16 protein-coding genes are annotated in these 17,904 nt (G+C 53.3%); 4 read left to right on the top strand and 12 right to left on the bottom strand.

The features are described 5' to 3' along the window. The 3 genes from EKA13_RS00005 to EKA13_RS00015 form a co-directional block, all read left to right on the top strand. Nucleotides 1-1,848 (top strand): DEAD/DEAH box helicase (locus EKA13_RS00005; protein ID WP_176717379.1); only part of this gene is annotated, 1,848 nt, incomplete at its 5' end. Next, nucleotides 1,845-3,293 carry a hypothetical protein gene (locus EKA13_RS00010; RefSeq protein ID WP_065757565.1) on the top strand — a complete coding sequence of 483 codons (1,449 nt, stop codon included), beginning with the start codon at nucleotides 1,845-1,847 and terminating at the stop codon, nucleotides 3,291-3,293. The genes EKA13_RS00005 and EKA13_RS00010, both read left to right, overlap by 4 nt. 135 nt (nucleotides 3,294-3,428) lie before the next feature. Next, the gene (locus EKA13_RS00015; RefSeq protein WP_065757566.1) at nucleotides 3,429-3,929 is read left to right on the top strand and encodes a hypothetical protein; all 501 of its coding nucleotides are present in this window, start codon (nucleotides 3,429-3,431) and stop codon (nucleotides 3,927-3,929) included. A 254-nt stretch (nucleotides 3,930-4,183) separates the two neighbouring features. On the opposite strand, the gene EKA13_RS00020 is transcribed toward EKA13_RS00015, so the two are convergent. The 6 genes from EKA13_RS00020 to EKA13_RS00045 all read right to left on the bottom strand — a co-directional run bounded on the left by EKA13_RS00020 (nucleotide 4,184) and on the right by EKA13_RS00045 (nucleotide 12,558). Beyond that, nucleotides 4,184-4,615, bottom strand: a complete 432-nt coding sequence (locus EKA13_RS00020) for a TetR family transcriptional regulator (protein WP_065757567.1) — start codon at nucleotides 4,613-4,615, stop codon at nucleotides 4,184-4,186. Then, on the bottom strand, nucleotides 4,612-6,510 hold the full coding sequence (locus tag EKA13_RS00025) for a site-specific integrase (protein WP_065757568.1): 1,899 nt from the start codon (nucleotides 6,508-6,510) through the stop codon (nucleotides 4,612-4,614). The genes EKA13_RS00020 and EKA13_RS00025 overlap by 4 nt, the downstream gene beginning before the upstream one ends. After that, on the bottom strand, nucleotides 6,507-8,174 hold the full coding sequence (locus tag EKA13_RS00030; RefSeq protein WP_065757569.1) for a hypothetical protein: 1,668 nt from the start codon (nucleotides 8,172-8,174) through the stop codon (nucleotides 6,507-6,509). Before EKA13_RS00030 ends, EKA13_RS00025 begins: the two co-directional genes overlap by 4 nt. Then, nucleotides 8,174-9,322 carry a tyrosine-type recombinase/integrase gene (locus tag EKA13_RS00035; RefSeq protein ID WP_065757570.1) on the bottom strand — a complete coding sequence of 383 codons (1,149 nt, stop codon included), beginning with the start codon at nucleotides 9,320-9,322 and terminating at the stop codon, nucleotides 8,174-8,176. The genes EKA13_RS00030 and EKA13_RS00035 overlap by 1 nt, the downstream gene beginning before the upstream one ends. A 127-nt stretch (nucleotides 9,323-9,449) precedes the next feature. Then, nucleotides 9,450-9,989, bottom strand: coding sequence for a M15 family metallopeptidase (locus tag EKA13_RS00040; RefSeq protein WP_065757571.1), 540 nt, complete (start codon nucleotides 9,987-9,989; stop codon nucleotides 9,450-9,452). 148 nt (nucleotides 9,990-10,137) lie between these two features. Next, nucleotides 10,138-12,558: a hypothetical protein gene (locus EKA13_RS00045; RefSeq protein WP_223218643.1), complete on the bottom strand. Its 2,421-nt coding sequence runs from the start codon at nucleotides 12,556-12,558 to the stop codon at nucleotides 10,138-10,140. Between the two features lie 200 nt (nucleotides 12,559-12,758). Between EKA13_RS00045 and EKA13_RS00050 the strand changes: the two genes are divergently transcribed. Then, nucleotides 12,759-13,385, top strand: coding sequence for a cyclic nucleotide-binding domain-containing protein (locus EKA13_RS00050; protein ID WP_065757572.1), 627 nt, complete (start codon nucleotides 12,759-12,761; stop codon nucleotides 13,383-13,385). A 44-nt stretch (nucleotides 13,386-13,429) separates the two neighbouring features. Here the strand turns inward: EKA13_RS00050 and EKA13_RS00055 are convergent, their stop codons facing one another. The 6 genes from EKA13_RS00055 to EKA13_RS00080 form a co-directional block, all read right to left on the bottom strand. Beyond that, nucleotides 13,430-13,636 carry a hypothetical protein gene (locus EKA13_RS00055; protein WP_010792520.1) on the bottom strand — a complete coding sequence of 69 codons (207 nt, stop codon included), beginning with the start codon at nucleotides 13,634-13,636 and terminating at the stop codon, nucleotides 13,430-13,432. A gap of 129 nt (nucleotides 13,637-13,765) precedes the next feature. After that, a complete protein-coding gene (locus EKA13_RS00060; protein ID WP_065757573.1) occupies nucleotides 13,766-14,875 on the bottom strand; it encodes an endonuclease/exonuclease/phosphatase family protein in 1,110 nt (369 codons plus the stop codon). Nucleotides 14,876-14,899: 24 nt separating this feature from the next. Beyond that, a complete protein-coding gene (locus EKA13_RS28725) occupies nucleotides 14,900-15,523 on the bottom strand; it encodes a DUF922 domain-containing protein (protein WP_065757574.1) in 624 nt (207 codons plus the stop codon). After that, a complete protein-coding gene (locus EKA13_RS00070; RefSeq protein ID WP_065757575.1) occupies nucleotides 15,510-17,162 on the bottom strand; it encodes an SEL1-like repeat protein in 1,653 nt (550 codons plus the stop codon). The genes EKA13_RS28725 and EKA13_RS00070 overlap by 14 nt, the downstream gene beginning before the upstream one ends. Before the next feature lie 109 nt (nucleotides 17,163-17,271). Then, a complete protein-coding gene (locus EKA13_RS00075; protein WP_065757576.1) occupies nucleotides 17,272-17,457 on the bottom strand; it encodes a hypothetical protein in 186 nt (61 codons plus the stop codon). Nucleotides 17,458-17,488: 31 nt separating this feature from the next. After that, nucleotides 17,489-17,815, bottom strand: a complete 327-nt coding sequence (locus EKA13_RS00080; protein WP_021018416.1) for a hypothetical protein — start codon at nucleotides 17,813-17,815, stop codon at nucleotides 17,489-17,491. Between the last annotated feature and the right edge of the window lie 89 nt (nucleotides 17,816-17,904).

Consider the following 17,904-nt stretch of genomic DNA (forward strand, 5'->3'; position numbering starts at 1 on the left):
GAGCTTACATTTTCTAAGATCCTCGACTCCTTTTCCAGCCGGTCAGATTTTTTCTACACCCTTAAATGCGAAGAGCCTGTTATTGGTCTAAATGACGCACAAAAGGAAGCTTTTGCCAGGCTTGTTAATAATGGTCCATTGGGACTGTTACAGGGGCCACCTGGCACCGGAAAAACGGAGTTCATCGCGGCTTTCTGTCACTATTTGATCAGTGTAGTAGGTGTCCGAAATATCCTGCTTACCAGCCAATCTCACGAAGCGGTAAATACGGCTGCGGAGCGTATTCGCTCTCACAGTAGGAAGCTAAAAACTGATCTCGATATTGTACGGTTTAGCAACAGTGAACAGGCTGTTTCTGACGAGCTTCGAGATGTTTACTCGCGCTCTATTGTAAGCCAGCAACGTGAATCATTCCGTGCAGAGATGGCACACAGACTAAGTCTTATGGCTCCATCACTCGGTGTCAGTGCAGTGTTTCTTGAGGAGCTGATTGCTGTTCAACGAAAAGTTGGCGGGCTTGTAAAGGGCATCGCGCGGTTAACAGCGGACTTGAATAGTATGAGCGACCGAGAGGGCAGCGGTGATGTTTCCTTGGGAGCGATAGATGAAATGCGCTCAGAACTCTTGTCTTTGTTGCGCCATGATTTCGAGATTGAGGTTGACGAAGAAGACGCTCCCTCGACTTGGCTAGAACAGGTCCAAGAAAAAATAGCCGGCGAATTTGGTATCCGCGCTCATGAACGTAAACGCTGTTTGGCGCTGATTGAACTCTCAAGTGACATGATTGAGCGAATGGGTAGTGACAGGGCTAACTATGATGAGTTTTTACTTCGATCCCGAACGTTGGTATGCGGTACATGCGTCGGCATTGGAGTGAAACATCTTAGCCTGGCTGACAGTAGGTTTGATTGGGTAATTATTGACGAAGCAGCACGTTCCTCACCAACCGAGTTGGCAATCGCTATGCAGGTCGGTCGTCGAGTGCTTCTGGTAGGCGACCACAGGCAACTGCCGCCGTTTTATGACACAGATCATAGGAAAGCCATTGCTAGGGCTTTGGAGCTCAGTACTGCTTCCAGAGAGTTCCAAAGTATCATGCGCAGTGATTTTGAGCGGGTATTTGACTCTCCATATGGCCAGTTAGCTAGTGCCACATTGAAAACCCAATATCGAATGCAGCCTGCAATTGGAGACATGGTCTCGGATGTGTTTTATGACGGCTTTTTGGAAACTGGAAAGAGGCCAATACCAGCGCATTTTGATCAGGTTCCTGATTGCTTAAAAAATGTGTGTACCTGGCTAGATACTGGGGCTCTCGGAAATATGGCTCATCACCAGTCACCTAAGGGTAGCTCTAGTCTAACCAATCAAACTGAAGCCGATTCAATAATTCAATTGCTCAAGGAGATTGAACAGAAAAGTGAATTTTCTGATGGTCTGATAAATGAGATGAGTCAAACTCAAGAGCCATCCATCGGCATAATTTGCATGTATGGTGAGCAGAAAAAATTGGTTAGGAGAAAGTTTGCTGAGCAAAATTGGCCAGATGCATTCAGACGTTTGGTCAAAATCGACACAGTGGACAGTTATCAAGGAAAAGAGAACCGCATTGTGATCATTTCTCTGACTCGCTCTTGGCCAGATCAAATTCCAGGCTTCCTAGCCTCACCTAACCGGGTAAACGTTGCACTATCCAGAGCTATGGATCGACTTGTCATAGTTGGAGATATGAGAATGTGGGCAGGAAAGAATGCGAAACTTCCCCTTGGTAGGGTGTCCACGTTCATTAGGCAACGTCAACATGAGATGGGATATGCCATTAGGCCCGCCAAAGGAGTTGCAAAATGATTTCTAAAGAGCAAAACCTTTTCGAAATAGATTTCAGTGTACCGGTACAGCAATTTCGTATCGAATACACACTCGTCGAGAAGGGTGGTCTACCTTTGGTTCCTGAGTATATTTTGAGACTTCTAAAGGTGTCAGCATTAACACCTGCAGACATAGCGCTTTATTTTGGATTCACGCTGAAAGAGGTCAGCACTGCACTACTACAATTTCTACAGCAGGGCGAATTGAAAATATCTCAAGATGGCCGAGTAGCACTCACTGAAAAGGGGATGCGAATGTTTTCGGGAGACGAAGACACCCCTGTTGTAAAAGGTCGTATGGAGTATAGGAGGGTATTCACGTTCGATCTGCTTGCCTATTCATTTACGGAGCATGCCAAACATCGCTTAGAGTCTCCAAGATGCTCTGTGGTTTTAAGCGCTTCTCCCTCTAAACGTGCTGACTCCACCACGGAGGCCGAACAAGCTTTTCAGCGGAATTTGTCAAAGATCTATCGCTCCGGCGAGCTTACTGGCAAGCCGGAAGACTCCCAAACTCCCGAGCTTTACAAGATCAGCGAAGTAAACAAGAAAAAAGATGGGTTTATTCGATTCTCTGAATCTTATTGTTTTGAGCTGGATACTCTAAGGTACGGTTTTTCGGAGCGCGCTGGACTGCCACAGGAAGATGCATACATTAGTCAGCGTAGCCAACAGTTAGCGAACCTTATAGGGCAGTGCAATACTGAGTCTGTAATGTCATTTGCTGAAAAAATAAGCGACATCCACACGCTTACGTTTCTAGCTGATGGAGTCTTTGATCCACGCAAGGCAGCACAAGCCCAAGCCGCTACGAGACCGGGCCAGAGCAGAGTTGAGCCCATATATGGGGCTCTACAACTTACTCATAATTGGGATAGGGTTGAGGCGCTTCTTTCCAAGTATGGAAGGCGATTCGCAACTGACGACAATAAGCAGCCGGCCACGATCAGTTGGTTGGCACCGTCTACTCATGGCCTATGGGGTAAGTGCTCTCGTCATGGTCAAGCATTGAGCGCGTTTGCCTGCTCTGCTGTAGTCACAATTGCCGGAAAGGAAAAGCTCGTATTTGAGCCAAAAGTGCTAATTCCACTGGCTGATCAATTTGATGGCTCAGCTATGAACCGTGCCTATAATGAATGTAAGGAGGCTGAGGCTTACTTGCATGGATTTATTGAGAGCGACATTTTGTCTAGTGTCGAAATTATGACTCTTAGCAACTCTTTTGCAATTGTTATGTATCACCTTGTTCAGCCGGATCGTCATCCTGTACCAATTCCGTTTGGTTTTGTAACTGAGGATCTAGTAATGGTGAGAAAAGTTGAAGCTGTTCTGGAGGATACGCTTGCAGAATATACCGCTGGCAATGTATCTCGTTATATTGGTGTGTTGCCTCGTAGCACGCAACGCCCACGACAGCGGGTCTAGGTTGTTTATGAAAAGAGTGCGGCGATAGATGCGTTATCTATTTTGGGGTGCGAATAGTAACATCAAAGTTGCTAATCCGGACGATTGGGCCCCTGCTCAATACTCGATGAACTACCTGACTTTAATGGGCGAATTATGACTCACTCCGACTTCGTGCTCAGCATAATTGCCTCTATTGTCGCGGGGCTATTGCTTTCATTGGCCGCAAAGTTTACGTTGGAGAAGTGGAAGAAGATTGCGATCGGCTTCGGTGCGCTAATCGTAGCGAGCACTATGATAGCGGTCACAGTCTTCGCCGTATTCACTGTGACGAAGGAATTCTCGGCCTACCGAGAACGCTCCATCCTACAGGAAAAAATTGATAACTTCACCAAGGGGCACTATCCCAAAGACTATGACGCTGGCTATAGGGTCGAAGTAGGTCGGATTGGAGAGCGTCCGCTATTGGGGTTCAGTTATCCCGAAAGCGTTAATGGCATAGTCGATACTCATCCTTGGAGTAATCCTTTTTTCATGCGTCAGATTCAGAAACTACTCAATGACAATGGCTACGCTGGTAGTCCAGCGTGGGGGTATAGGATGAAACCCTTAACTCCTGGGCAGCTTGAGGAGTTACTGCAAAGGAACTTGGATTAACTTCCGTTTACTGAGTGCTAGAGAGCCAAACCTATCCATGGAGAAACCTCTAAGCAATCCCCCTGTGAAAGACAGCGAAAGCCGGCCTTCACAGGGGTAGTAGGCTTCTCCCACTAATGTCTAGTGTCTGTAACGTCAGGTGATCACAGTGTGGTATTGGTGTCGCGGAGATCAATCGAAGAAATTGGTGACGATACCGGAGTGCAGTCGTGCTATGGCTCGGCTTAATTTTCATGGCGCTGTCGCGTGGATATCTATTGTGACGGATTCCTTGAGTCTAGATCGACTACCCTTCGATCTTTCAGCTTGGCTTTTAGTACCAAATTTTCGTTCAGCAGAACTTCATTGATCGATACGAGACGGGCGATCCTAGCTTGCAATTCCTCGATCTCCTGACGGTAGGCTGCAGACTTCTTGCGCTCAGCAATTAAATTTTGGTGTTTGACATCACGTATGGCGCGGCTGGAGCGCCCCTGCGCCTCGCGGATAGCTTCGGCAACGCTTGGGTAGTAGTTGTGGATCAACGCTGTCGATACTTTCGCTTCGCGGGCTACTGCGGCGATAGTGACTTTGGTTTCCCCTGTGTGGGCACGACCTTTCTGAATGCGGTAAAGGGCGAGCCTCAGATCCTTTTCACGATCCTCTGCTGGCTTATATTTCTCGACGATTTTTTCCTTTGGTCTCATGCTATCAGCGTCTCCGGCGCCATGCCTAATTGGACCAGTACGTCACGGCAGCGATTCAAGTCGCGCTCAACGCGTTGGCGGCCGGCCTCGCCGATGTCTGGGCAGGTCAGCAGATCCTTCAAATCATCATAAAGTCTTTGGTATATAGGCGCATGACCGCGTCCAATCACTGCGTTGCTGCAGTTGCTACAACGGGTGCGCTCGAGTGTGTTGCCTATGCAGTCGCCATTGTCTGCGGTGCACCATGCGTGGCCGTTACTGCGAATGGCGGTGCTCTCAGCAATGGACTTTAGCATTGAGGCGCGGTCCTTGAAGATCAGTAGATTCTGCGGTTTTCGCTGCCACTGTTTGATCGAGCGGCCGTAGCCGCCGGCCAAGAGATCATGGCCCAGCCAATTATCGACTATGCCAAGCTTGATGTCCTCCAACTCCGCTTGAATATCGTCGTACAGCTCAAGGTCAAGGTGTTGCCCCCAGTTATCGTCCATGGCGTAGCCCAAAGTCATGTCTAGCGACCAGTGGGCGTAATGCTCCTTAAGGTAGCGCAGATCACCGAAGCGGCTATGGGCAGCGTAATTGGCAAACTTGCGGCGGAACTGGTGGCCAGCGAGATTCCAGCTTAGCCCACATTCCTTGGCAAATGACTTGAGACAGAGGGCCAAACCGTTATTTGTTAGTGTGCGCACTTGGTTGCCCTCCGACGAGCTCAAGCTGAGAAAGAGTGAGTGCCGGTGTTTGTACGCCTCGACGATTTCCGGATCATGTGGATTGGAGCGGCGGCGCTGTGTGATCTCTGTAGCGATCAATGCCTGAAAGGGTGTGGCCCAGCGCTCCATGAGACGTAAGGCGCGTACGGCGGCTTCGGGGATCATCCAGTCATGGATGCCAGCATCGGTCTTATCCGACCGTGATCGCATCCAGTGATAGAATGTTCCCCGGTCGTCCTGGGTACGGTGGTGTGCACCCAATTGAACATTGGTTAATTCGTGGTTGCGGCAACCGGATGTGCATGCCAGAACAATATAGCTGGCGGTACGGAGGCTAGTTAGTGCCATGTTGAACCTTTTCAGGCCACCCTGCCATCCAGCGGAGGTTAAGTGGCGGTTCTTGGCCGCTACGACAGTCTCATGGGTCTGCCCCTTTCGCTGCACCGTGAGAGCATCCAGCTCATCGCGCAGGTCAAGTAGTTCCGGGCCGCGTTCAACTTGGTGGTAGGCACTTTCGAATAGAGTGCAAAACACATTGTCAGGGATCAATGGTGTCTTGCCCCCTAGCAGAGGGAGCGCGCCAATTCCAGCAATCCCCGCCATCGCCTGTGCAGAAGTTTCGGGCCATGGATGTTGGGGAATTGGGTCGTCAGTATATTGGCTGAGTTCATACAGCGCTTCGACGGCATTGAAACGGCTTTGCAGTCCACGCTGAGACAGTGGTTTGCCATTGGACCGTCCGGTCTGGCGATGGGTTTTGCAGTTGGTCACGTAGGTCGCGCATATCAGAGATGTTACCGCGTTCAGTTGATCTATCTTGAGCGCTTCCAAATGGCGCAGGAATGGCCTTGCATTCCAGAAGAGTTGTCGCACCATATGACCTTTAGGGCGACTCGCTTCGCGACGTCCACGCCTCAGGTAGCGGTACAGCATTGCCTTCATTACCGCCCGAAATGCGGGCGCTACTGCGCTGAAATTCAACTGTCTCCTACCGGTTGGGACATTACTGGTAAAGCCGTCGAGATGCCAAATTTCATCGCCGTAGCGGCTGATGATGACCCACTGATCATCGACCTGAATGGCACTGATAATCAGAGCGTCCCGGTCGGATTCTGAGAGACCGCGCGCGTCGCTCAGTTGAGTATCAAGAGGGGAGTAGGATAGTGCCGCCCGGGTGTTGTTGATCATGCAAAGATCTCCAGATTATCAGTCAGATCAACAGACCAGAACGGGTGTGGGTGGGCGCGGGCTAGCTCACGGTTAGCCTCCACAGTCTCGGTTTTGAAGATGCCGCGACGTACTCCCTCGGCAACGATATAGTGATCGATCAAGCGAGGTATGTGGGCATAATTCTGAGACCAGCGCCGCTTATTCATGCATGAACGTTCGGCTAAAATTCGGAAGTAGAAGCTGAATAGCTTGTAAAGATCTTCGGCTGTCACCGCGTAGTGCCTACAGCGCAGACAGTTCATGAAGCTCATGCAAGTTGCCCCCTCGCGTTTTGGGGCATACTGGCCATTTGTTGAGTCAGCGCAGCGGCCGATAGGGGTAACCTTATAGGTTGCTCCGATGGTACGGGTCAGTAACTCATTTACTAAGACCTCGCCCATGAACTGCCAATTTCGATGGGTATTATCGTCTGGCCTAAGGTAATTTTGATCCGTTACCGGCAGAGTATTTCCAAGGGCTGCAGCTGTGATTGTCAAATCACCATCGGTGAGTTCGAAGATGCGGTTGGCGAAGGTCTTGCGTAGACGGGAGATGTTAACGCGCAGTGGGCCTCCATTGTTGTCGGTGAGCCCATTCATTGCGATGAATTGGTTTGTCCTCCAAGCTAACACTCCTGTCGTCAAAGCCGTTACTTTGCCGGCACTAGTGCGATACAGCCACACGCGACCTTTGAGGTTATCAGGAGCTTCTGCATCAAGGGATTGAGTCAGCTCCATAACGCGGCGGATCAGACGCTCCACGTTGTTTTTAACGCTCGGTGTGGACTCGAGAAGGCGCTCTGCATTTGACTCAGTGCGTAGAGCTACTTTGCTAGTGTTATAGCCGCGCCGCTTCCATAGTACTAAGAACACTGTGTTGTCCTTAGGGTGTGGGCGCAGACAGTCACGGCCCATCTCCAGCAATGGTATTGAATTTCGTCCGGTATGAAGTGCTACGATTAGCAGCGCAAGCACCAGGAGCTCGCTGGTTACAGGCGGGTTTTCATCCCAGATGGGCTTGATGGCCTGCCTGAGGGCTATGGTGAGTGCTTGCCGTTCTTGTTTGGACAGCGCTTTTTCGCCCTTGCTTTTGCGGCTGATATTCGGGAATGGATTGCGTGGGAACGTGGCTGCATCGCCGTATGTGGTTAAGGAAATCAGCCCTCGTCTTCCCAGGGCGAGCAGCACGGGTTTGGTCTGCGAGTAGATAGTCTTCTGAGTAATAGTCGCCACGTCTAGGCAAGCCAGATGGGCGAGAAAGCCGTCGATGAGTTCCCGGCTTACATCGGCCAGGGTCAAATTGCGGCCAAATGCCGTCGATCTAAGTACGCAATAGTCGAGGAAATTGCGCAATCCACCCGCGCAGTATTGAGAGACAGTAGTGTCTGTGACAGCACCATCCTGGCCGACGAGGAAACGTTCAATCTGGCGCTGACAGGCATATGTAATAGGGTCGATGCCCACGCCGTACCAACGGACAAAGTCGAAGCGCCGGAGGTTATAGGTATTTCGTAAAAACTCAACCGTGGTATTTGTCGGAGGGATAGCCTCGGGTAAAATAACTGCATTACCTACCTTATCGTGGCTGTATTCGACCTGAGGGACGCCAAGTTCGGTTTTGGCAAATATCTTACGTTTGCCCATTAGACGCCTCCCCCTAAATTGTTCAGCTCATCGTCATAGGCCAAGACAGCCTCATCGGCCATTTCGTTGATCAGATGTAGGTACACCATGGTGGTCTGAATTGAACTGTGCCCGAGTTGCCGTTGAACGAACACAAGGGGCTCTACCCCACTCGCAGGGTTGCGTTGAAGGCTAACTAAGGTATGGGTGGCATAGGTGTGCCTGAGCATATGTGTATGGACTTTAATTCCTGCCCGCTTACCAGCCTCGTTGATGATCCGGTTCAGACTTTTGCCTTCATTCCCATATGGGGTCCCAAACTGGTTGAGGAACAGCGCACTTTGCTGTTGCTTGTCCAGTAAGGCGCGTTCACCGCGCATCTTGGTCACATAGCGATAGAGGTCGGCCATGAAATGGCGACTGATGCGAATAAGTCGCGGCTTGCTACCCTTGGTGACCATACCGCTACCGTCGAACGGGTCGAGGCGAATGAGGAGGTTGCGTTCAGTGCGTCCCGTCTTGTCCGGGTCGAAGACATAAGTGAGTGGAAAGGCGGCGATTTCCTCGCGGCGTAGCCCTGTATGCAGTGCTAATCGCATCATCATCCGGTGATGGGGGTTTTCCGATGCAGCCAGAAGCGCCTTGACTTCGGCCATGCTCAAAAACTTGGGTAGGGTCTTGTATTTACGCGGCATCACATCGTTTGCCATGCCTTTGTCGCCACTGGCATCGATATGAGTGAGTAAGCCCGATTTTCGTCTGATGTTGCGCTCTTCGTAGGTGAAGGGGAGGCGCTTTACCCATCCCTCCCTTAGGGCGAAATCGTAGAACTTGCAGACGTATTGCAGGCGCTGGCGCGTGGTGTTTTGTGCCAGATGACACGCCATTAAACAGTAGTCCCGATAGGCCGCCACAAGACTCTTGGCTTCGCCACGTTCAACGTCACGCCAGTCCAACTCATGGGCCTGGATGAAGCTGAAGAAATCGTATAGTGCGCGTCCGGTGCTGGGCCAGGATCGCATCGACCCGATAGCCCCCCGAAGCAGGTAGTGACGAAAGAACTGGTTGGCCGGGACGCAACTCTCCATCGTGTTCCACAGGAGAATAGGGAATCCTGGATAAGTTTGCCCAGCGATCACAAAATCTTCAGTAGCCCACACAAGCTCCATATGCTGTTCCTTGCTCCGAATAGGCCTCAACCCTCTTTCTGCTCTGGCAGAGGTAGGGACATAGGAGGCCCCCAACCATCGCTTCAGGGTAGGACCCGTAAGGGGCGTTTCTAAATATAGCTAGAATCTAACCTTCACAACGTTCCGGAACGAAATGCATCCCATCTTCTGTAGGGAATGCAGCTCCCCAATACCAGCCGGCCGCGTTGAAGTAGTTGGCCAGGATCAGGAGCCCACGCTGAACCTTGTTGTCTCCCTGCTTCTCCGTATCCCCTTCGATGAACATGTCCAGGGCTGTTCCCCACGAGTGGTTCGAGATCCCCGGACCAATTTTTCCCTTGATCCTGGTGTAGCGAGAACAAAGCATGCCGTTGTTCCTGAGTAAGGGATATAGGTCTGGCACCTCCCGCTCCACCCGCTCGAAGATGGACTTCAACGAATCCAAGGCCGGCAGAAGCCCTGTTGCCCTAAACGGCCCAACCTTCCGTGAAGCAACCCTCTTCTGGAATTCTGGGTCATTCGGGCTCATGCATTTCCCCTTGGGGTCATACTTCCCATCGAGGACGGGATGTCCGAAGTATTTGAGCATGTCCGAGTTTTTCGCGGAGACCAGCCCAATGTTGTAGGTGCCAGGCTTGTGGAGATCGATAAGGTCGGAGTATTTCATCGGCGTTCATCCTCTGTGGTCTGGTTGTGCAAGCCGCTGATGCAAAAAGCCTGAAAACTGCGCGCAGCGGACTGCCGAGACCACCTGACGGAAGCTCGCCAGCTGCTCAAGGGGAACTTACCCCTTTGAGTTGAAACATAGCTTTCGCCTAGCGTTTGTCGACTATGACGTTGCTCAACGCAGGCGACACCGCAATTGCGGATTCTGGTGCGCTGGAGTCGACAGTGGGGACCAGCCAGTAGCAACGGGTCCGTGCCCTGGTGATGCCTGTGTGCACCAAGCGTTGAATCTCTTGATCCAGTAGCGTGTCGTAGTGGTTCGTTCCGCTTTCGGCCCACCTCCCCGCCAGGCTGAAGAGTTGATTGCGAAAGTCAGATCGAGGTCGAGTGGTAAAGTTACCCGCGAGGATGACCGTTTCTGCCACCGCGGGGCGAGCACGTTGGAAAGGTCGGATCTTGATCTTGCCCTTATCTCTCGGTCCATCGATCTGGCCCACCAAGTTAGCCACTGCAGTTTCTGCCATCTGGTAAGACGCAATTGAGTCCACCAAGACCAACACATCCCCTCCTTCTTCTACGGCCTCCTGCAGTAGCCGGCTGAAGACATGAGAGTCGAAGCTATGAATTTCCACAGGTGGCTGCTTGGTTGGAGCGATTAGGGCAGTTGACTGCCTTCCGACGTCCACCTGATTCCGCACCACGCTAAACGCTGCATCGATGAGGTGCTGGTGCCCTCTGAAGCCATCCTGGAGGATTACGCGCGTAGGGTTTGAAACCCTGAATTCAGTGTCGAAATGGCGAAGCCCTTGGCTTGAGCTCCCCTGGGTTGCGAACGAAGCCTGGACGGGATCGCCGGCGAGAGTGAATGTTGAGGGCAGATGATCGGTTTCTCGGCGCGAGATCGCTCGACGTTTGAACTCCGAAAGAATGCCCCGTAGGAAGTCTGCAGTGGGCGCACTCGTATCCTGTGCATCGTCAAGCAGGAGATGTCTGAATCGGTTCAATGCGGCCGCAGGAAGCCGCTTCAAGTTCGCCCCATGCCGCTCAGAAAAAAGGTCCAGGATTCGATTGATTGTCATTAGGGGTGGGTCGTTCGCGAGCAGGTCGCCTTCAAAACCCAACCAGAAGTGCCCAAGACCTTCGAAGAACAGCGCATCCGGGTCGTTCTGAAGGAAGTTGAGTTTGCCTACGGCCTGGGGGACACCCATCCCGAGGTTCTCCACCAGCGTTGCTACCTGGTAGAACGCTTCCACCAGTGGAACATGCGCTGGTTCGCCGCGGAGTCTGTATCCGAAGTCGGGGGCAGTAGTAGGCAAGGCTTTTAGCGTCGCAACCATCTGCTTGGCGTCCTGATAGCTGTCTAGATGGATCACGGGCTTGTCGAGGTAGGCCTGGAGTAGGGTTTTCTTGATCTCACACTCCTTGTATACCTCGAGTTTGATTCCCGGCCCACGGGTCAGATAACGGTCCTCGGTGCGATCGAAACCAAGCAGAACAAAAGCATCTAGCCGCGGGACGAAGCCATGAAGACTGAATTCGCAGCCGCGTACCACCACCTTGTGACGGCCGGGCTTTATCCCGTCCAAGGGCCAAGCACCAGCTCCCTTCCATAACGACTCGACTTTCTCGCAAAGGTCTTGATCGTGCTGGCTCAACTTCCACCCTATCGCTGCACGCTTAACCACGTCGGGGTGATCAACTTCTAACGGCTCCAAGAGCATGGACTGGCGAAACAACCCCACAACCAGTTCGGCGTATCGGGGATTACTGCGATAGAGCTTGCTATGCGTGGTCCGAAGGAGAGAGGTCTGGACCGATGACAGCCTGGTGTCGAATGGCCTGATTTCGAAGACATCGGAATTTACCCTCACTTCGAATGGCCGTACGTTCTCCCAACCTACAAGGGAGTTCACAAGTTCCAGGGCTGCAGCTGCTGGAGTAGTGATGCATCCCTGAATATCTGCTTCCGAGCATTCGATGCTCCATCGCCGAAATAGCCAATGGAGTCGTTTAGCGAATTCCTCTTTCACATCTTTGCAATCCACAACAACCCTGATCGAGGAAAGTGGCTGCATCAGGTACTTGTGCAGATAGAGCGCCCGCATCGCCAAGGTGAACGATTTCCCGGTACCGCCCTGGCCGGACACCAACAGAGCTCGTGAACTGGTAGCGATGGCTTTCCACTGCCCGGGTGTCGGCTGCAGATCCGCGGGCAGGAGAGATGCAGCATCTCGCTGCATTGTTTCCAAAAGTCCTATGGAAACGACCAGCCTGTCGTCATCTATGAGTACCTGGTCAATTCGAGGAGCAGTAATGGAACGCTCTCTTAGGTCGCGAATCTCAAGCGGTCCGGTGGTAGTGCTCTCTGCGTGGGATTCGCTTTGGGATTTGGCTTTCTGTTCACTGCCATACGCTTCACCTGCTCGATAGCCCTCATCCCAAGAGGAGTCGTGTCGAGCGCTGAGCAGGTCCATGCCAAGAGCCAGCACCCCACCCAGTGTCTTTTTCCATCCGGGCAATGCGTCGACCGGTGTGAGATCGTCTGTGTTGTGTGAATACTGGGACGGCAAGGGATCATCCTCGAAGCTGTAGTGCTAATCGCCCAATAGGCGGGTCGAGAAAATGGTGCCGTTCCAACTTGATGGACTCCACTCAAACCGACCTGGTGAAATCCTGAATGTGAGGCCGGAATTACAGAGGACCGACTTGGCTAACGCTTCCCATTGAAGGGCTCTATCGTGTGTGTCTGATTGAGCCAACGGAGACGGACATGTTGTCCACCCCCTCGTCCCTGAACAGCCATGCTCGACTCTTTGTGTCGAAGTCGCAGTCTCGAAGCTTCAAGGCTAAGTCCTATATCCTCCAACCCGGCCACCCCGAAGCGGGTTCTCACCTTTTGGTCAAAGGCAGTGCGCAATTGGTGATCGAGAACGATGGCCGCGAGATGATTTTGGGACTACTCAAACCAGGCGACTACTTTGGTGACCTGCCTTTCCCGGTTGTGGTTGATGGCCATCTAGTGAGCGTACAGGCCCGCTCACAATGCCAAGTCGCCTTCATGTCCGGTGCCGATTTCCAGCAGATGGTCCTCACTACACCTGAGATGCTGATGGACGTTTGTAGTCAGCTGAATGAGAGGCTGAGCGCGGCAACTCGAAAAGTGGGGGATCTTGCTTTCCTCGATATAACCGGCCGCATCGTGAGCGTGATCCAAGACCTGGTGCATGCGAGCTTTGCAGTAAAGGCCAGCGAGGGGACTGTCATTCCAATCACCCGACAGGATCTCGGTCGGTTGGCGAGCTGCTCTCGTGAAACGGCGGGGCGAGTGCTGAAGCTGCTCGAGGAACAGGGCCTGATCATCTGCTCAGGCCGCAATATCACTGTGCTGAAGGCATAAGCCCACACCTGTGGATCAGGGCAGGATTACCTTCGATGCGCCGCTCAGGTGATACGGCCCGATTGGATGGCGGAGAAGAGATCATTGCGATATTGGTCCGTCTCGATCACTTCATCTTGGCCAGTCCGGCGCAATTCCCACTGGCCCCGCTCCTGAACCCAGTTAAGGGTAAACCGGTGCTGATCGTTGAAGCGAACCTGAATGCTTCCATCAGGTTGCTCGTGGTCACTCCAAGGGGCAAGCATGGGCATGTTTTGGCTCCTGTTCGGTCCGGAAAAAAGGGCAGCTTCCGCTGCCCAAGTCATTTTGATGTCCCTGGCTACCATCCCTTGGATTCGCTTGTGGCACCATGCCCATTCGCGAACTTCAGGGCATCAGCATCAGCGGCAGTTCCCAGCCAACCGGTAACCTGCGGCTTCTGCTTCCTGGGGACGGCTGAACTCGACTCGGTTTTTAGGCGACACTTTGTCGTAGCTTGGGCAGCCAGGCAGGTGGAAGATGTGGGAATTTGCATTCCCTCGGACAGCGCCGGCACCAGCGCTGACGTTGGAGGCGATAGTTGCAGATCCCTTCTGAGATTGGGCTGCGAATATCTGCTTCGTTGCATCCCCCGCTACTCGGTTCCTAGCAGCTTCCGGTCGCACCATCACAACTCCCTGGGGAAGCTTCGCGTTGCCGAGTGTGACGAACACAGGTGCGTGATCGCTCACGTGCTTTCGGCTTTTCTCATTGCTCCAACCGATCATTCGGGGGTAGTCCATAATCCCTGCAGCTGTCAGCTTCAGGTGGAGCTTCCTGGAAATCCAAATATTGTCGTACAAGCTGGAGTAGAGTCCATCGCGCGCGGAAAGCGTCGTTGCCCCCTTTGTGATTAGGGGGGCTGCGTGCTGCGATAGTCCGGAGAATGCTTCATCGTTGGGAGGCGTATTGAAATCACCTACCAGCATCAGTGGTGTGTCTGGATAGATGCTTTCCAGCCAGGTCCAGTAGCTCTCGAGTTCACGAATCTCCGGCTCACGGTCTTGTGGGCCTTTCCCGTAGAGCACATGGATGCTGGCTACGGCAAAAATGGCCCCGTCTCTTTTCGACTTGAATCGGGCAGAAAATGGCTCCCGAATGAATCGATCTTTGCGATCCATGTAGACCACCGCGCCGTCTTCATAGGCCACCGCACTGTCTCGCATCAGGAAACCGTACAGCTCTTTGTAAGAGCGAGAGCCAACCGCATGGCTGGCCAGTGACGACCACTGCTCCCCAGTTCGTTTCTCGAGTTCGACCTCCAATCTCGAAAGCCCCTCCTCGTTCATGACCTCTTGGACGGCGACCAGGTCTGCCTTTCCTGCTACCTCGGCGAGAGCCGGGAAGCTCTTTTCTCCACCTTGTCCCAACCTCATGGTGTTCCAGGACATGAGGGTCAGATCAGCTGCCGAGGACAGCGAACTGGCCAGAACCGCGGCGGCCACAAGCGCGCCTCTGAAAAATCCTTTCAACCGTTTACTCCTTCTGTAGGGACGTCAACGTACACGGAGGTCAAGGAGTGCCCCCTGAGTCGCGCCATGGTTTGTTTGCTGATCGAGATGGGAGTCATACTCCCCGAGTTTCTTGATGAGCGCCTGTCCGGCCTGGCTCACGACAACGCTTAACCTTTCGCACGGCAGTTCCGTGCGTACTCCGCTCAACCGTGAAAGGAGTGTCTGGGCAGTACGCTTTCCATTTGCGGCATGAAGTAACTCGTGAGCGCGAAGCGCGATGTAGAACCTGTTCCACTCTCGAGTTACGCCCGGCGAACGCGGAACATCGTCCCGTAATGCGGGTAGGGAAATCGTGATATTGACGGTGACACGGGGGTTGGAGATCGCGCACCCACCGCTGGCGAGCGGGACGTAGTCATAGCTAGAATCCAAGTTCCAAACCGTAGCCCCAGCGAAGAAAGTGTCACCATTCCTGGTCGGGGCGTTCTCACTGATGGACGCCTGGATTTCCTGGACACTCCTCCCCGTCACCCAGTAGTGCTCGACTTTGAAGTTGACCACGGGTTCGCCGGTGGGGTCAGCCAGTACGGTTGCAGGGGCTAGGCCCACCGCCATTACCAGTAGCATGGCTGAGGGCGCCCTGCGGAAGCTATCAAACTCCGCCATAGGTGAGGGTGACACCCACCTTCTTGGCCTGGTTCTCGATGTCCCGGAGTTCCTGTTTTAGCTTGTGGCGGTTTCCCAGCTTCTGCCCTTGCATGAAGGTCGCCAGGTTGAACGCGAAATTGAGTGCTTCCTTGTGACCGATCTGCCATGCCTGACGGAGGTATTCGAGAGAGGGCTGTAGCCTTTCTGCCTTCAGTTCCCGTTCGGCCAGATACACATTTGCGTCCGGATCGCCAAGCTGTGCAGCTTGAGCAAGCAAGGCCCAGGGGTCGATCTCTTGGATGTTCATCTGCTGGACGAACACGGCAAGGTCCGACATTGCCAGCGGATAACCGGCTTCGGCGGCCGCGCCAAAGCAACGCAATGCCGTAGCTTGTTCCCCGGAGGACACCGCACCGTGCGCGAGAGCATATGCACTCAAGGGATGCGCGGTATCGATACGTCGATACAGCTGAAGAGCTTTTTCTCGGCTCTCCTCATGCCCCGTTGCTTCGTATCCTCGTGCCAACGCAATCCCTGCATCCAAAGCACCCTGGTCGAAGGCGTGCTCAAGAGCAGATATGGCAGATTTACGCTTTTCAGTTTCTTTCGGGAGCGCCTGGCCGAATGAGAGCTTCACCCCTGCCGCCCAGATGAGAAGTTCTTCTCCTCCAGAAGGCATGGCTTTTCGCTTTTCGTTCCAGAGGTGGCCGAGAATAGCCAGACGATTGGATTCGTCATCATGCGCCAGCAGATGACCAGTTGTTGGCTCAACCGCCATATTGCCGAGGAGCCCTATAGGGATGATCCGGTTAAAGGCCACGCCGTTGATTCGCTGGCCGAGTGCCCATGAACTGGCAATGCCGCCCTCAAGACGAAGTAGCGACAGAGCTGCCTTGACCAGGGCAACCTCGTTGTCAGCGCGCCGCACCTCGGAATCAGTCAGGTGACAGAGAACTGCTCCCCATCCTCCTTCCAGCCCTACGTTTCGGCTTGAAATGCCAAAGCGGTTGATCGCTTTGCTCCCCCTTTTCAGACCCTCCCCGAGCGGGACGAGACGGAGGCCTGAGCTGCTCAAGATAATGTTCTGTCCATGAAGGTCAGTCTCATTGAACACGCAGGCAGCGACGGGCACTGCTTTCTTCTGAAGATGCACTGCGATTTGGAGATAGTTCTGCTCATCGGGAGAATCGACTTCTGCTGCGGGGTGTACCCAGATCGCCAGATCAATCTCCGGTCGATCCGCAGCCAGGATTTCCTCATTGAGCATTACGCCGCAGTGCGGGAGCCGCAGGGCCTGAGCCACGGGATACATACTGGTAATGGCTTGCTCGGCCTGGGTTAGGAAAATTTCGACCTCTCCGGGGCGCCCGAGCATCTCGCCGGCAAGGCTCGCCCAGACCGAATGGTCCAGTCGAATCATGGGATCACGTCCAATGAGAAGAACACGCAAAGGCGTTTTCTCATCCGCAAGCCCGGTCTTCAGAATAACTTCCGCCACCAGAGCGGCAGGAGCTACGAGAGAGGCGGTATCTCCGACAGTAAGCTTCACCGTGGAAACCACGTTTTCAGCCTTTGTGCGGGCGGTTATCTCTCGTATCCATGCTTGGGTGAGGTCGCCCAGGTTCTTACTGGACTGCAACGCTTTTTGAAGAACCACCGAGGAGAGCTCCATTCATCGAATGGAGAGCATGGTAACGACTTCGGTGAAGGTTCCAACTGAAAGGACCGTGCGGAGATCCCCCTGGGGGGACAGCGATGTCTAATCCTTACTCGGCCAGGGCTCGAACGTCGAAGTTGTTCGCCGCGTAAGTCATGTTGCAAGACCAGACCTTCTTGCCCTCTGGCCAGATGATGGAATGCCCGTTCGAAGCTGCAGCCAAAAGGCTCGACTCGCGACACCGCGCCAAGTACACCCCGTCTTTCAAGGTCTTGAACGTATTCCTCTTTGCCATTCCCTGTCTCCGTGGCGTGCCGATTGATCAACTATCCCTCGTTATGAAGCGGGCCAGCAGCCCCAGGGTTCCTGTCTTTCGGTTCGACAGCTACGTTGATCGCAAACACTTCCACACGATGCGGGCCAAAGTGGCGGTGGATGATTGTTTCCCTTTGGAACCCTTTCCAAGGCAGTGTCAGCCGGTTTTCGGTATCACCCCGTTTAGGATATCCCCGCGCCAGCTCGATACAGTCGTAGGAGCGCCCTACCAGCCGCTTTTCCCAGTATGGGGTGACCAGTCTGTATTCCTTGGGCTTGCGGCCAGCCTTGATTTCATCGAAATACTCCCCTTTCAGGTGGAGGATCAGCTTTCGCATGGACGTATTCCTAGCTCTAGTGCCTGCTGGATGATGGATTTCTTCATTCCCCTCAAAATAACGCTTGGTCCTCCATTTCCCACCTGGTT

The sequence above is a fragment of the Pseudomonas defluvii genome (assembly GCF_001695625.1).
Classification (GTDB): Bacteria; Pseudomonadota; Gammaproteobacteria; order Pseudomonadales; family Pseudomonadaceae; genus Aquipseudomonas; species Aquipseudomonas defluvii.

Excerpts from the sequence above, each read along its gene's own strand:
- EKA13_RS00010 (WP_065757565.1), top strand. The coding sequence starts at position 1,845 with ATGATTTCTAAAGAGCAAAACCTTTTCGAAATAGATTTCAGTGTACCG.
- EKA13_RS00055 (WP_010792520.1), bottom strand. The coding sequence starts at position 13,636 with ATGCCCATGCTTGCCCCTTGGAGTGACCACGAGCAACCTGATGGAAGC.
- EKA13_RS00025 (WP_065757568.1), bottom strand. The coding sequence starts at position 6,510 with ATGATCAACAACACCCGGGCGGCACTATCCTACTCCCCTCTTGATACT.
- EKA13_RS00020 (WP_065757567.1), bottom strand. The coding sequence starts at position 4,615 with ATGAGACCAAAGGAAAAAATCGTCGAGAAATATAAGCCAGCAGAGGAT.
- EKA13_RS28725 (WP_065757574.1), bottom strand. The coding sequence starts at position 15,523 with ATGGCGGAGTTTGATAGCTTCCGCAGGGCGCCCTCAGCCATGCTACTG.
- EKA13_RS00015 (WP_065757566.1), top strand. The coding sequence starts at position 3,429 with ATGACTCACTCCGACTTCGTGCTCAGCATAATTGCCTCTATTGTCGCG.
- EKA13_RS00035 (WP_065757570.1), bottom strand. The coding sequence starts at position 9,322 with ATGGAGCTTGTGTGGGCTACTGAAGATTTTGTGATCGCTGGGCAAACT.
- EKA13_RS00080 (WP_021018416.1), bottom strand. The coding sequence starts at position 17,815 with ATGCGAAAGCTGATCCTCCACCTGAAAGGGGAGTATTTCGATGAAATC.
- EKA13_RS00075 (WP_065757576.1), bottom strand. The coding sequence starts at position 17,457 with ATGGCAAAGAGGAATACGTTCAAGACCTTGAAAGACGGGGTGTACTTG.
- EKA13_RS00050 (WP_065757572.1), top strand. The coding sequence starts at position 12,759 with ATGTTGTCCACCCCCTCGTCCCTGAACAGCCATGCTCGACTCTTTGTG.
- EKA13_RS00030 (WP_065757569.1), bottom strand. The coding sequence starts at position 8,174 with ATGGGCAAACGTAAGATATTTGCCAAAACCGAACTTGGCGTCCCTCAG.
- EKA13_RS00040 (WP_065757571.1), bottom strand. The coding sequence starts at position 9,989 with ATGAAATACTCCGACCTTATCGATCTCCACAAGCCTGGCACCTACAAC.